The sequence below is a fragment of the Nitrosomonas sp. PY1 genome, assembly GCF_022836435.1.
Lineage (GTDB): Bacteria > Pseudomonadota > Gammaproteobacteria > Burkholderiales > Nitrosomonadaceae > Nitrosomonas.
Map to the genome: position 1 here is coordinate 1,589,958 of NZ_BQXC01000001.1, position 13,115 is coordinate 1,603,072.

Annotated in this window: 15 protein-coding genes; 4 read left to right on the forward strand and 11 right to left on the reverse strand. The window is 42.3% G+C overall.

Features of this window, described 5'->3' with window-relative positions; all coding sequences use genetic code 11:
* Window positions 1–33: 33 nt before the first annotated feature.
* The 10 genes from W03_RS07385 to W03_RS07425 form a co-directional block, all read right to left on the reverse strand.
* Entirely contained in the window at window positions 34–555 is a 522-nt protein-coding gene (locus W03_RS07385) for a membrane integrity-associated transporter subunit PqiC (protein WP_244072363.1), read from the reverse strand.
* A 102-nt stretch (window positions 556–657) separates the two neighbouring features.
* Window positions 658–1,599 carry an MlaD family protein gene (locus W03_RS07390; RefSeq protein WP_244072364.1) on the reverse strand — a complete coding sequence of 314 codons (942 nt, stop codon included), beginning with the start codon at window positions 1,597–1,599 and terminating at the stop codon, window positions 658–660.
* Window positions 1,596–2,396, reverse strand: coding sequence for an ABC transporter ATP-binding protein (locus W03_RS07395; protein ID WP_244072365.1), 801 nt, complete (start codon window positions 2,394–2,396; stop codon window positions 1,596–1,598). Before W03_RS07395 ends, W03_RS07390 begins: the two co-directional genes overlap by 4 nt.
* A gap of 4 nt (window positions 2,397–2,400) precedes the next feature.
* A complete protein-coding gene (locus tag W03_RS07400) occupies window positions 2,401–3,549 on the reverse strand; it encodes an ABC transporter permease (protein WP_244072366.1) in 1,149 nt (382 codons plus the stop codon).
* A 39-nt stretch (window positions 3,550–3,588) separates the two neighbouring features.
* The gene (locus W03_RS07405) at window positions 3,589–3,984 is read right to left on the reverse strand and encodes a hypothetical protein (protein ID WP_244072367.1); all 396 of its coding nucleotides are present in this window, start codon (window positions 3,982–3,984) and stop codon (window positions 3,589–3,591) included.
* Complete coding sequence (locus W03_RS07410) at window positions 3,984–4,769, reverse strand: transporter substrate-binding domain-containing protein (protein WP_244072368.1); 786 nt, start codon at window positions 4,767–4,769, stop codon at window positions 3,984–3,986. The genes W03_RS07405 and W03_RS07410 overlap by 1 nt, the downstream gene beginning before the upstream one ends.
* A 340-nt stretch (window positions 4,770–5,109) precedes the next feature.
* A complete protein-coding gene (locus tag W03_RS13530; RefSeq protein WP_375792716.1) occupies window positions 5,110–5,253 on the reverse strand; it encodes a hypothetical protein in 144 nt (47 codons plus the stop codon).
* A gap of 107 nt (window positions 5,254–5,360) precedes the next feature.
* On the reverse strand, window positions 5,361–5,639 hold the full coding sequence (locus W03_RS07415) for a hypothetical protein (protein WP_244072369.1): 279 nt from the start codon (window positions 5,637–5,639) through the stop codon (window positions 5,361–5,363).
* Window positions 5,640–5,734: 95 nt separating this feature from the next.
* On the reverse strand, window positions 5,735–5,920 hold the full coding sequence (locus W03_RS07420; RefSeq protein WP_244072370.1) for a hypothetical protein: 186 nt from the start codon (window positions 5,918–5,920) through the stop codon (window positions 5,735–5,737).
* A 29-nt stretch (window positions 5,921–5,949) separates the two neighbouring features.
* A complete protein-coding gene (locus W03_RS07425) occupies window positions 5,950–6,102 on the reverse strand; it encodes a hypothetical protein (protein WP_244072371.1) in 153 nt (50 codons plus the stop codon).
* 472 nt (window positions 6,103–6,574) lie between these two features.
* On the opposite strand from W03_RS07425, the gene W03_RS07430 reads away from it, so the two are divergent.
* The 4 genes from W03_RS07430 (at window position 6,575) to bioA (ending at window position 12,053) form a co-directional block, all read left to right on the forward strand.
* Complete coding sequence (locus tag W03_RS07430; RefSeq protein ID WP_244072372.1) at window positions 6,575–7,414, forward strand: GNAT family N-acetyltransferase; 840 nt, start codon at window positions 6,575–6,577, stop codon at window positions 7,412–7,414.
* Window positions 7,415–7,545: 131 nt separating this feature from the next.
* Window positions 7,546–9,372 (forward strand): calcium-binding protein, encoded by a 1,827-nt coding sequence (locus W03_RS07435; RefSeq protein ID WP_244072373.1) that lies wholly within the window; start codon window positions 7,546–7,548, stop codon window positions 9,370–9,372.
* Between the two features lie 365 nt (window positions 9,373–9,737).
* Window positions 9,738–10,370: a DUF4114 domain-containing protein gene (locus tag W03_RS07440; RefSeq protein ID WP_244072374.1), complete on the forward strand. Its 633-nt coding sequence runs from the start codon at window positions 9,738–9,740 to the stop codon at window positions 10,368–10,370.
* 351 nt (window positions 10,371–10,721) lie between these two features.
* Window positions 10,722–12,053 carry an adenosylmethionine--8-amino-7-oxononanoate transaminase gene (bioA, locus tag W03_RS07445; RefSeq protein ID WP_244072375.1) on the forward strand — a complete coding sequence of 444 codons (1,332 nt, stop codon included), beginning with the start codon at window positions 10,722–10,724 and terminating at the stop codon, window positions 12,051–12,053.
* Window positions 12,054–12,065: 12 nt separating this feature from the next.
* On the opposite strand, the gene W03_RS07450 is transcribed toward bioA, so the two are convergent.
* Window positions 12,066–13,025: a chemotaxis protein gene (locus W03_RS07450; RefSeq protein WP_244072376.1), complete on the reverse strand. Its 960-nt coding sequence runs from the start codon at window positions 13,023–13,025 to the stop codon at window positions 12,066–12,068.
* Window positions 13,026–13,115 lie beyond the last annotated feature (90 nt).

Sequence of the window (13,115 nt, forward strand, 5' to 3'; positions counted from 1 at the left end):
ACAGCAGAAAATTTTGAAAATAAAAACTAAGTTTTAATTGATAATTTTTTGTAATTCGGAAGCTATTTCATGACTGAAGATTCCGGTTACTTTACTTTGTGTTTCGACAATGTCGGCAAAGTCATTACTACCGGCTGTCTGTGTAATAGCACTTTTATGTGCATGTACGGTCTTGCCGTCTGATTTTCTTCGAATGGTCCAGTGCGCGGATAGCTGAACCTTGTTGCTAAGATCCACATCAAAACGTGCAACTTGAATAATCACCTGATAATCAATATCTTTTGAATTATTCCAAGGAAGTGTGGTAACAAATGCATTGTTCAACAGTATTTCCAAATTATCGGATAGCACTCTCAGAAAATTCTTATCCAGCGGTTCAGCCCAACGGTGATAATCATTGATAACAATTTCCGCACCAGGGTCTCGGCCTCGTACTATGATTGCCGATCTGTCCAAATATTCCGGGAATTTTACCGGTCCCAAACCAATTCGTACGCTGGAGGCACCTGTTGAAGAGGCATTTTCACGGGTATTATCCTCAATACCGGTTAACATATAGTATTGAGTAGGCTGTGTAGAAACGCACCCTATCAGGATTAAACCAGATGTACAGATAACAATGTGCGATATTAAAAGCCGAATTCTTGAGAGTACCATTTATTTTCCTGTTCCTTTTCCGTGTATCAATACTTCTGGATGATTCTCCAGCATATCAGCCAACGTTCGTATCGATTTCGCGGCTCGTATCAATTCATCCATTGCAGTGTTTACTTTATAAATTGTTGGTGATTCTGTATCACTTAGCTCCTTGAAGTTGGTCGCTGCAGTATCAATTCTAGATAGCGTGCCTTGTAATCCATCCAGCAACCGTTCAACTTTATTCGACAAAGGGATGAGTCTAGCATCGGCTGAATGCGCTAGGGAATGTATCGTTGCCAGTGTCGTTTCAAGTTCTCGAATTGATTGACCCAATTCCGGTTTGTTAGCCAAGTGGGAAATTGCCTTGGCAGCTGAGGACAAATCCTCGACCAGTGAAGACAATTCAAACTTCTCCAGTTTCTTTTCCAGCAGTTCCAGCGTGGATGGTATAATGGGAATCTCGATTATTTTGTCATCATAGTCATAATCACCATCATCACCATCATCGTCATTCCCACCGTAGTACCTGTACGCGGTTCTTGGATGGAAATCTAACTGTACATAAAACTGGCCTGTTATTATGCTTTGCGTCTGCAGCTGAGCACGCAAGCCGAATTCTTCTACTAATTTTTTTGCGGTTTCCTTAACCGGTTCGGTTTTTTTCTTCCCGACAGGTATAACATTACCGGGATAAAACTCTGCAACGACGGGAATGATTATCTCTCCTCTAGTAAAATCCTGAACCAGAGATATATGTTTAACGATACCCACTTGTACACCGCGCATAGTAACCGGTGCTCCAACACTTAGTCCATTGACAGAGCCTGAAAAGTACATGACAAAATCATGCCTCTCTTTAAAAAACCCTCCTTTACTCAATAAAACAATAGTCACAATGCTCAGAATAAAACCACCCAACACAAAAAGCCCGATGATGGCGGGATTTGCTTGCTTACTCATATTTCTCCTCGATTTAAGAAGGATCTCACTTGCGGAATATCGGATTTATCGCGCAGAATTTTGGGGTCACCAGTGGCTAGCATTGTCTTTGATTCAGCATCCAGGAACACTGAATTATTACCAATAGTAAAAATACTGGCTAGCTCATGCGTCACAACTACAACTGTTGCTCGCAAGCTATTGCTTAACTCTAAAATCAGATGATCCAATCGTAATGAACTGATCGGATCCAGCCCTGCCGAAGGCTCATCAAAAAACAGAATCTCTGGATCCAATGCCATGGCACGCGCTAGACTTGCTCGTTTCTGCATACCGCCACTGATCTGAGAGGGATAGAAAGTTTCAAATCCCGATAGACCAACCAGTGCTAATTTAAAGGAGACTATTTCAGCAATCTCCTTTTTGGATAATCGCGTATATTCCCCCAAAGGCAGCGCGATGTTTTCTGCCAGTGTCAACGAGCTCCAGAGCGCTCCCGCCTGAAACATAACACCAAAACGGCGCTTGATTTCTTCCTGTTGATCCGGTTGTGCTTTCCAGAAATTCTCATCACCAATGAATATATCGCCGCTGGCAGGTGGCTTGAGTCCGATCAGATGTTTCAGCAAAGTACTTTTGCCGCAACCGCTACCACCCATGATAATAAATATATCACCTCGATTTATCGTGAAATTGAGATTACGTTGAATAACGTAATCTCCATAAGCCATGGTAAGATCGCATACTTCAATATGCGGACGAGCGCTTTGTCGAACAGCAGCAGTGCCTTTTTGGTGGACTTCAGAAGGTGATGTCATTCAATCAAATTCCCAGATTATGAAATAGCACGGTAAGCAGTGATGCAAATATCACAATCAATAATATACCGGTCACTACTGCCGATGTTGCCGCCTGTCCTACTGCTTGAGCGCTACGACCGCACTGTATTCCTCTGAGGCAACCTGCATATGCGACTAAAATGCCATAAACCGTACCTTTGGCGATTCCAACCGCAAACTGATTCAGATCAAGCGCACGTACCGTTTGATGGTAATACTCAAAGACTCCAATATCAAAAACAGTGTAACCGATGATCGCCCCGGCTAAGATACCGACAATTCCAGAATAAATTGTCAGCAGTGGTATCATTAAAATCAATGCTAGCAAGCGTGGCAACACCAAAAAATCCATAGGTGAAATTCCTAAAGTTTTAAATGCATCGATTTCTTCATTTACTTGCATTGTTCCAAGCTGTGCGGCAAATGCGGCACCAGTACGGCCTGCAATAATAATTCCTGTCATCAGTGCACCAACCTCGCGTACCATACCGATACCCACAAGATCAGCAACAAAGATTTGCGCTCCAAACTGACTCAGTTGTATTGCTCCCATATAAGCCAAAATCAATCCAACCAGAAAGCTAATAAGCGATACAATTCCGAATGCTTGCGGTCCGACTTCTTGCACAATCATGAAAAAATCGGATTTCCGATATTGTGCCTTGCCAAGCAAAAAACGCTGAAAAGACAATATTATTTCACCTAGAAAGGCGAGCATTCCTATTGCGCCACGGTACCAATCTAAGGTTGAATTACCCAATTGCGTAACGAAGTTTTGGGAAGTCTTTTTTTTGTTGGTATTAGGATTGGGAGTTTCAATACTTGCCAAATCCATCAAACGATGCACGCCATCTGGCAAACCGGAGTGATCAATTTCCATTTGGTGCTGTTGGGCAAATTTAAATAACCCAGAAAGGAAAATCAGTAAGCTGGTATCCCAGTCGGCCAATGCTTGGCTATTGAAACTTACCCGAGTGCGTGTCGTATCGCGCACTAATGACTCAATATCAGTAAACGACGGATGATTCTGCTGTATATGCCAGCTACCCGTCAACACAATATTCAGTTCATTCGTGCCAATCTGATTCAAATCAACTTTAGCCGTGGATTGTTTTACGATAGTTGCTTGCATGGGTACTGAATATTGATTTTTTTGATATATCAGATTGATTTAAAAACGGAACTCAAACTGAGGTTTCAGATCAGTTTGCGGTGCGGAAAGCTTATCGAAGCTATCGAGAATCCTACTTGGATGTTGTTCATTATTATCTACGTGGTGAAATTCAATCCCTTTCCAGCGATATACCCTAGACGGCTCATCGGTATGCTCGGGCCATTGCCGTGCCTTGGTTCCGGGATTAGGTGTCTTGGTTCCGGGGTTATTTTGTGACTGGGTACGACGATTGAATTCTGAATCGGATAACCGCTTATTATAAAATTCATCTGGAAAATCAAGCTTTAGCTTTGTTTCTGCCATGACTATAGAAACCAATAATACTAGCAATATGGCAAATACTCTCCGATCACATATCGTGCAAGCGATCCGATCGAATGAAACGGCTGCCATTATTTCTTTTTCCAGTCTAGCGATTCAAACCAATGCTTATGTCTGGAGGAAATCCATCCATCCGCATCACGAACAGTAATCCAAGAATTAAGATAATTCAGGAATTCCTGATCGCCTTTATTGATGGCCATTCCAGCTTTGTAGCCAAGCAAGGGCTCTTTAAGCGGGGTGTCTACTTTATCGGGATATTCAAGTGCCAGATAGCGTGGAATTGGTGTCGAATCGAACCACGCATGAATTTCATTATTCAATATGGCTTTTCTGACATCGTAGTGTTGTTTAAATGATTTTATGGTGGCTTTCTCAAATATTTTTCTGGCTAATTGCTCGGGAACAGTATTGCTTACCACACCGATTGTCATTTCAGGGTGATTCAATTCACTCAAAGAATTAATATGGGCTGTTTTTGAAAGCGAAGCTGCGACATCAAACCCTGCAGATGCATATGCATTGGAAAAATTGGCACGCAATGCACGCTCCGGCGTTATCGCCATACCAGATATGATAATATCAATCTGCTTTGCCTCAAGAGCATCGATCAATTGTGACCATTCAAGAGTAACAAAGACAGGTTGAACCCCCAGATCTTTCGCAAGCTGTTTAGCCAACTCAATTTCAAATCCGATTAAGTCGTTCGCTTGGTTCTTAAAAGCCCAAGGTTCGTACAGCGAAACGCCAACGCGCAGTTGCCTGGATTCCAACGCTTTTTCAAGAACACCAGCATGGGTATAGTTAGTGAAAACCAGAAAGATCATTACAAAAAACAAAGACTTTATTTGATTCATACAGTTAAACGTCATTTTGTGATTCAATAATTAAATTACATGATTAACCAAATACAAAGAATTAAGCAACAATTGATCAATCCTGAATAATATTCAGTAAAATCCTTTCCGTTTAAAAATAATATATCTCTTTCGCATGATGTGGTCCGCTGAACCCGATGAGTCTGGATTCTACTCCTCATCTTTTAAGACGAAGAATCTATCGCTAAAAACAAATTTGGCTCGAGCAAAGAAATCAAATCTCTGAGCTTATTTTTTTAACGGGTAACGCAAAAGCAACAATATAATCCCTCTAATCACTCGGGTTGTAACGAGCGCCACTAGCCGTCGTAACTACGAATTAGCATCCTGTGCATCCATCAATATAAGTCATCGGGGTCGTTTGCGCGCCCGAAGGTAACCTATCCTGCCAAAGAACTTCGCCTATTTCCACATCATACGCGCGAAGATAATAATCCTGTGTGTTTCCATGAAAAACACACACACCCTTGTTGTCATCGGCCGTCCAAGGCTTGGCATACCAACAAAAAAACCTAAACTCGGTTGGATAGTACTAATAGTATAATCTTTTGCAGTGTCTGTAGGTTGTTGTCAAATGAGTTGTCGACTACCAAATCGATTCCGGAAATTATCCCCCATGGCGAGCTTGTTTAAAGCTGATTCGACACAGCATGTGATCAATTGGCGTGCTCCCCACATACGTTTTTCACTCAAGGACTTCGTTCCAATTGCGGGCATTCCGACTGAGAATGATTGCGTCTCGGCATAATCCTCACCATTCGAAGTCTCATTTCGCTTGAGTGCAAAGCACTGCTCAACTTTAGTTACCGGTTCACCTGTACGGCGGTCAAGTACAAAGATTTTTACCACGCTTGGTTACCTGAATCAACAACGGGATTGTACCGCCATTGTCATCGGGCATATCGACAAACATCGGCTGCACTGGCAGATCGCAATCCCAAATATCATGATTGGCCCCAAATACGGCGACTTGTATCAAGATCAAGCGCTATGATGGAAGAGTTATATTCGTCATCGAAATCCCGTCTTTTCCCTCCATAATAATAGCCAGGAAGAGGTAGATTGGTAATAGATGGATTGCCAAGATCCCAAGCCCAAATCTGCGCACCTGTCTTCGCATACTGTTCCATCCGAAGCACATAACGATATAAGACAGGTGTCAATCGTAGATAGAATAATCGTGAGCAGCAACCATCAACCCAAAACCTGCAAGCGTGTCATACCAAGATTCATCAAGCGAAATCAGATAAACTCCACCAGGTGCAAAGGGAAGTCCTACAATACCCAAGATCACCGCATAAAATAACCCCATGTGGGCGATTTTTCATTTATTATTCCCCATGTAACCCGAATAAGTGATTAACTGTTATTAATACAATCACTTATCCAACCGCTAATTAGTACTTCATCCCTTTTTAATTACCTTTCAATCGAATAGTAATTGAATTTCTAAGAGTTTCTCGAAGATTATCAGGTCTAAGTCAACCGCATCAATTGACCCTTCCTACTGGCGATCATATGCCATTTCGAATTCTGCATATGGAATATTTTCAACCGAATCCAATAAGCAACTTGACAGCAAAACCAAGAAGAAACAAAAGTTCAATAATCAACTGAAGAATGTCATTGTGTTTTTTGTCACAACACAGATTAGCGGTATAGGGTATATCGTATTCTTCCTAAGTATTTTTATCAAATAAAAGCAAAAATATGTTGTTCAGCTTCCATTAATTCTTTTTTAATATCCTTGGGTTTCACGAACAACATAAAAAACGAATTCAATCATGTCAAAGTCGCATACACAGAATGTAAGTGAAACACAACCGAAATCGAACGCGATTGAATGGTTAGCCTTGATTGATGAGCAATTCCGGAAACAAGACTACCATCAGGCCCGTAATTTGATTTTGAAGGCGTTATTGATTTTTCCAAACTATGCTGTACTTCTGGATCGGCTGCTCATGGTGGATCCTCACTGGAGTAAGCCGATTGTCAGTCGAGGAATTCATCTCGCCATACCGACAGAAAGTGATTTTTCCTTTTTGCAGCAATGTTATGACAATGAAGCATTCATGCAGCAACTGCTACCAATGGGAAGAAAAAAGCAAAGCGCCGAAGCAATACTGCATGCACTCAAGAAAAGTGAATTTTCCGTTGCGCATTACCGGAGCATGCACCGAATCATCAAAAAAGCGGTGTGTTCCAATCTTGAACAACCCCTTGCTCAATTCAATTTAAAACCAATCGGACTAGCGAGTCTGGTGGATATTCAAATCGCCCACAGACGGGCCGAACTGCTCATCGGCATCCCCGATCAGGCCGAACGCCAGCGAGCAACGGCTGTTGTCATGATGCTCATCATGGATCTGTCTTTTAATCAGATTGGATTGCATAAATTGACATCACTCGTGTTGGCCAATAATCCTCATTCACAGCGAAGTACAGTAGCTATTGGGTTTACTCAAGAAGGTCTGCGTCGGCAGCATTTGTGCGACCCTCAAACCAGGCAGTGGATGGATTGTTATGAAAACGGCATCGTTGCTGATGATTTTTATCACAACCCGGTCATCGCTCGTATATCAAGGCGATTGATTGGACGGAATATTACTGTAAAGCCTGTTTGAAGTATAACCAACTGAGAGGAGGAATTGGAAAATGACGGATTAATGACCGTGTATTGACTGCATACTTAGAAAGTTAGAAATAAAACATCCATTAATTTGTTAATCAAGTAACTCAATACTAAGGAAATATTATGGCTATTTATATTGGTAGAAATGGAAACGATACTCTGGTTGGTCTGGATGACGTATCCGATGATTTGACGGGTAAGTTAGGTAATGATGTTTTGATTGGTGGTGATGGATTTGCAAAGGACTGGGCGCATTATGACAATGCACCAGCCGCAGTGACAGTCAATCTTGCGGCTGGTACTGCTAGCGGAGGAGATGGCAACGATACTTTAAGTGGTATTGAGGGTGTGACCGGTAGTAAATTCAACGACACGTTGCGCAGTGGTACCGGCTTCAATACCAGTATTTTATTTGGCGGCGCCGGAAATGACACACTGGTCGGAGACACCGGTTCTGATTTTCTGAAAGGAGGCGCAGGTAACGATGTCTTAACAGGAGGAAGTAATTACGATACAGCCGATTATTCCGATGCCACATCATCGGTAAACGTCAACCTCAGGACAGGAACAGCAACTGGGGGCGCTGGAAAAGATACGCTTTCAGGTATTGAACAAGTGATCGGCAGCGACTTCAACGACACTTTGGTTGGTGGAATTGATGTTTCCGATTTCGGCAATTATGTCTTATCTGGTGGCAAAGGCAACGATTCCATAGTGGGAGGCGATAACGCTTTCAACGTACTGGATGGCGGTAATGGAAATGACTCGTTAATCGGAGGCTTTGCCGATGATACACTCATTGGGGGATTGGGATCGGATACCCTGGTTGGTGGAGATGGTTGGGGAACCGATACCGTTTCTTATTTTGGAGCACTTTCTGCAGTAACGGTTAATCTGGAAAATGGAACAGCCTCTGGAGGAGGAGGAAACGATATTCTGAAAGGAATTGAGGACGTTGAAGGTAGTATGTTTACCGATACTTTAATAGGTAATTCTAGCGATAATACTCTATTTGGCTATGATGGAAACGATGTTTTAGTGGGAGGAAATGGTAATGATTCACTGACAGGCGCAGATGGTAATGACTCGCTGACAGGTGGAGATGGTGATGATCAGCTCACTGGTGGATGGGGAGATGATGTCTTGACCGGAGGCAAGGGTACTGATTGGGCCTCTTTTTATGGCAGTGTAACTGTCAACTTGGCTAATGGAACTGCCACAGGAGAAGAAGGAAATGATACTTTACAAGGAATTGAAAATGCTACCGGAAGTTTTTCCGATGACATTCTGATCGGCGATGCTGGCAACAATACTTTAGACGGGGGAGATGGCAACGATTGGCTGACTGGAGGACAAGGAGACGATACTTTGATTGGAGGTAAACTTGTCGATTGGGCCAGTTATAGTGATGCCACTTCAGCCGTGACGGTAGATCTTGCTGCAGAAACTGCAACAGGCGGTGCTGGTAACGATACGTTACGGGAAATCGAAAACGTTCAAGGCAGTAAGTTTAGCGATACTCTGAAGGGTGACGATAAAAGTAACAGTCTGGATGGCGGAAGTGGATATGATACGCTCAAGGGGGGTGATGGCGATGACACCCTCGACGGACAGCAAGGCAAGGATACGCTGACCGGCGGTGCCGGCAGCGATATTTTCAAATTCACCGTGAATGGTTCCGCTGATAAGGTCACCGACTTTAGTGTGGCCGACGATACCATCCAACTAGAAAGCAGCGTATTCAAGGCGCTAACGGACACAGGTGTATTGGCTGCTAATCAATTTAGGGTGGGAACGAAAGCTGCGGATGCCAATGACTTTGTTATCTACAACGATACAACCGGCGCTTTGCTGTACGATGCTGATGGAAATGGGGCCAATGCAGCGACTCAGGTTGCTATTGTAGGCGTTGGGTTGGACATAACCAATACCGATATCATCGTAATCTAGAACAAGTTCCGAAAAAAGCCCGGAAATGGCAGATACTCCATTTCCGGGCTTTTTGTATCTGTTTTTTCCGATACAAACAAAGCACCACCAACGCAAAGATTTGAATTCAGCAGCGGAAAATAGAAAAGTAGAACAATATATACGATATGATAAACTGAGGAGGCATTATGAAGGTATGATAACTATGGTGTGAATGCCTGTGGTTATCTATGTGAAATGCCAACAAATCCTATAGTACATTACCAGTATATCTTTTAGCAAAACCCAACACATATGTACCTAGGGTAATTAAGCCCTAATCCGTAAGATATCTCTCAAGAAGCAACTGTTTTGTTTTCTCATAAATTGACCTCTGGAGATATATCATGCAAAAGCTGTTTAAATTTATATCACTCGCATTTGTTTTGCTAACCAACCCATTTTCAATATTTACTGCACAAGCAGATTTTGTTTCATATCCTAATATGGGATCGGCTAATACACAAACCTATACTTTTACTGCCACATCGACTGGAGAAATCGGTGCTTATTTTTTAGGAAGTTCGGCAGCTTATACAAATACCGTCTCATTGTTGGTAAACGGTGTTATTACTCCGGAATCATCATCCGGTTTGTTTAATAACCACACTTCTAATTTTGGTGACTATATCGTTTTTGGACATGTAAATGCAGGAGATACGCTAACGTTCCAGTTAAATGTATCTGACACAGGGCAAACATGGTCTTCAAACACATCTCAAAATACTGATCATAGCAATCACATTTATTCCGCCTCTTATAACGGAGATTCCGCTCAGCACATTCCGGCTGGAACATATATTGGATTTGAAGATATCTATGGAGGGGGCGATCTTGATTATAATGATGAATCTTTCCTCTTTACCAACATCAGTCACGTAAGCCCTGTACCGGAGCCTGAAACCTATGCAATGTTACTGATAGGGTTAGGTTTAATTTTTGGATTTACCAAGCACAATAGGAGAAAAATAAGAATTTAGATCTGAAGGTAGTAGAAACTGAGGAAGATTTTCTCTAGACGCTTTTGAAATAAATATTTCATTCATAGATAGAAACAAACTCGTAATATTGAGGCCCCACACCGCCAGTAAAGCGAGTTTGTGATACCCCGATTGATTCTCAGATCACATAATGTTGTTGTCATTAAGCAAAGTATCTCTATTGATCGAGAAAAGCTTTGAGCAATAGTTTCAGCTTGGAATCCTACTCCCTATAGTTTGGCAAAATCTCTTATAATAAGAGAATAACCCCTCGATTTCTTGTTTTCTAACGCCCCTCTAAACTAAAAATTGTGTTTTGCTAGTTTACTAAACTGAATATAGTCCTCGTCTATGAAAGCCATTTCTGCATATTCTTTTGATCTACAGCAACGAAGTATGGCAGCGGTTTGGCACCCATGTAGCATCATGAAGCAGCATGAAAATCATGCTTTGATTCCGATTGTACGTGGAGAAGGTACTTGGTTATATGATGCCGATGGCAATCGCTATCTTGATGCAATTAGTTCTTGGTGGGTTAATCTGTTTGGACATTGCAATCCTGATATTAATGCTGCAATACGTGATCAACTCGATAAGCTAGAACATGTGATGTTAGCCGGGTTCGCGCACGAACCAGCAATACAACTAGCGGAAAAATTAAAAAGCTTGACTGCGAACCTACTCGGGCATTGTTTCTATGCCAGTGACGGTGCGTCTGCTACAGAAATTGCTTTAAAAATGAGCTTTCACTACTGGCAATTATCCGGTAAGCAACAAAAAACCAATTTTATTCATCTAAAAAATAGCTATCACGGTGAGACACTCGGTGCATTATCTGTAACAGACGTTGTAATTTTCAAACAAATGTATGCTCCCTTACTACGTCAATGCGCTACCATGCCAACTCCTGATTGGCGCTATGCAGACGCTGGGGAATCACATAAAGATTATGCGCTTCGCGCCGCAAGTATGTTGGAAAATTATTTGGCGCAGCACCATGCAACTACCGCTGCATTCATTCTCGAACCCTTGGTTCAAGGTGCTGCTGGCATGGGTATGTATCACCCTGTTTACTTGCAACGCGCCAGAGAGATTTGCACACAATACCAGGTGCATTTGATTGCTGACGAAATTGCGGTTGGTTTCGGTCGAACAGGAACTTTATTTGCCTATGAACAAGCTGATGCTGTACCTGATTTTTTATGCTTAGCCAAAGGACTTAGCGGTGGATATTTGCCACTTTCCGTGGTAATGACTTCCGATAATATTTACCAACCCTTCTATGATGAAAAATCATCTCGCACCTTTCTACACTCTCATTCACACACTGGTAATGCACTCGCATGTCGAGCCGCTTTAGCCACACTAGATTTATTTGAGCAGCAAGATGTAATCACAAACAATCGTGGAAAAACAACATATTTAAACAAAATTTGCGAACCGCTTGCCACACATCCCAGAGTACGAAATTTTCGTAATTGCGGTATGATCTGGGCATTTGAGTTTGAAACTGAAGAACATGATTTCGCAACACAGTGTTTTCAAGCCGCATTAAAACAGCAATTACTGCTGCGTCCGTTGGATAAAACAGTTTATTTTATGCCGCCGTATATTATCAATCAGCACGAAATGAATTTACTCGTTAGCGGGACACTCAATGTACTAAACACATTATCAAAATAATCCCCTAAAAAACTACCCACGATTATTCTCAATCGCCTTACGAATGGCTTCAGTGAAATCTTCAGCCGAAAACTTAACTACATACGCATCTGCACCAGAAGATTTAACGAGGCTTTCATTGGCCTCACCCGTCAATGATGAATGGATCATCACCGGAATAGATTTGAATCGATGATCGCTTTTAAGTTTACGTGTCAAAGTAAATCCATCCATTTCCGGCATTTCCAAGTCGGTTAACACTAAAGCAATTTTATCTTTGATTGTTTTACCCTCAGCGACTGCTGCATCCGATATTGCTTGGATTCGCTCCCAAGCCTCTCGCCCGCTTTTGGTCATAATAAATGACGCACCTTGCTGAGCAAGTCCTTTCTCGATCATACCACGTGCGAGCGGAGAATCATCAGCAACAAGAATTGAAGCTCCTGCCAGTATATTAGCCTTAACAACACTTCTTTCTTGCACCAAATCACCCGTGGCATTTGGTAAAACATCACGCAAAATTTGCTCTACATCCAATACCTGCACCAGAGCTGAATCAGCATTACGATCTAAGCGTACGATACTGGTAACCAGACCTGCCCCCCTTCCCTCGGCCGGGATGACCTGATCCCATTCCAGGCGTATGATCTCACTGACTTCTTCGACAGCAAAAGCCTGTGTAGATCGCGCATACTCGGTAACCAATAGGATTGGAGTATCTTTTTTAGGCACACATCCAACTACTTTAGGCAGATTGATGACAGTGATAATCTGGCCGCGTATATTAGCAACACCCATCACGCTGCTGTGTACATTGGTAAGCGCGGTAATCGTCGGCATCACCAAAATTTCCCGAACTTTGAAAACATTAATACCAAATAACTCGCGGTGATCTGTTCCTGGAGCCTCACCTAACCTGAACAACAACAATTCAAATTTATTGCTGGCCGTTAGATTAGTACGTTCATCTATCTCATGTAAAGCTGTGCTCATGAACCGCCCCCGCAGAAATAAAGTAAGTTAGGCACCGAGTGTAGCTTACTTCACTACCTAAAAAAGGAAGAAGCAGTACTGAGAAAGGAC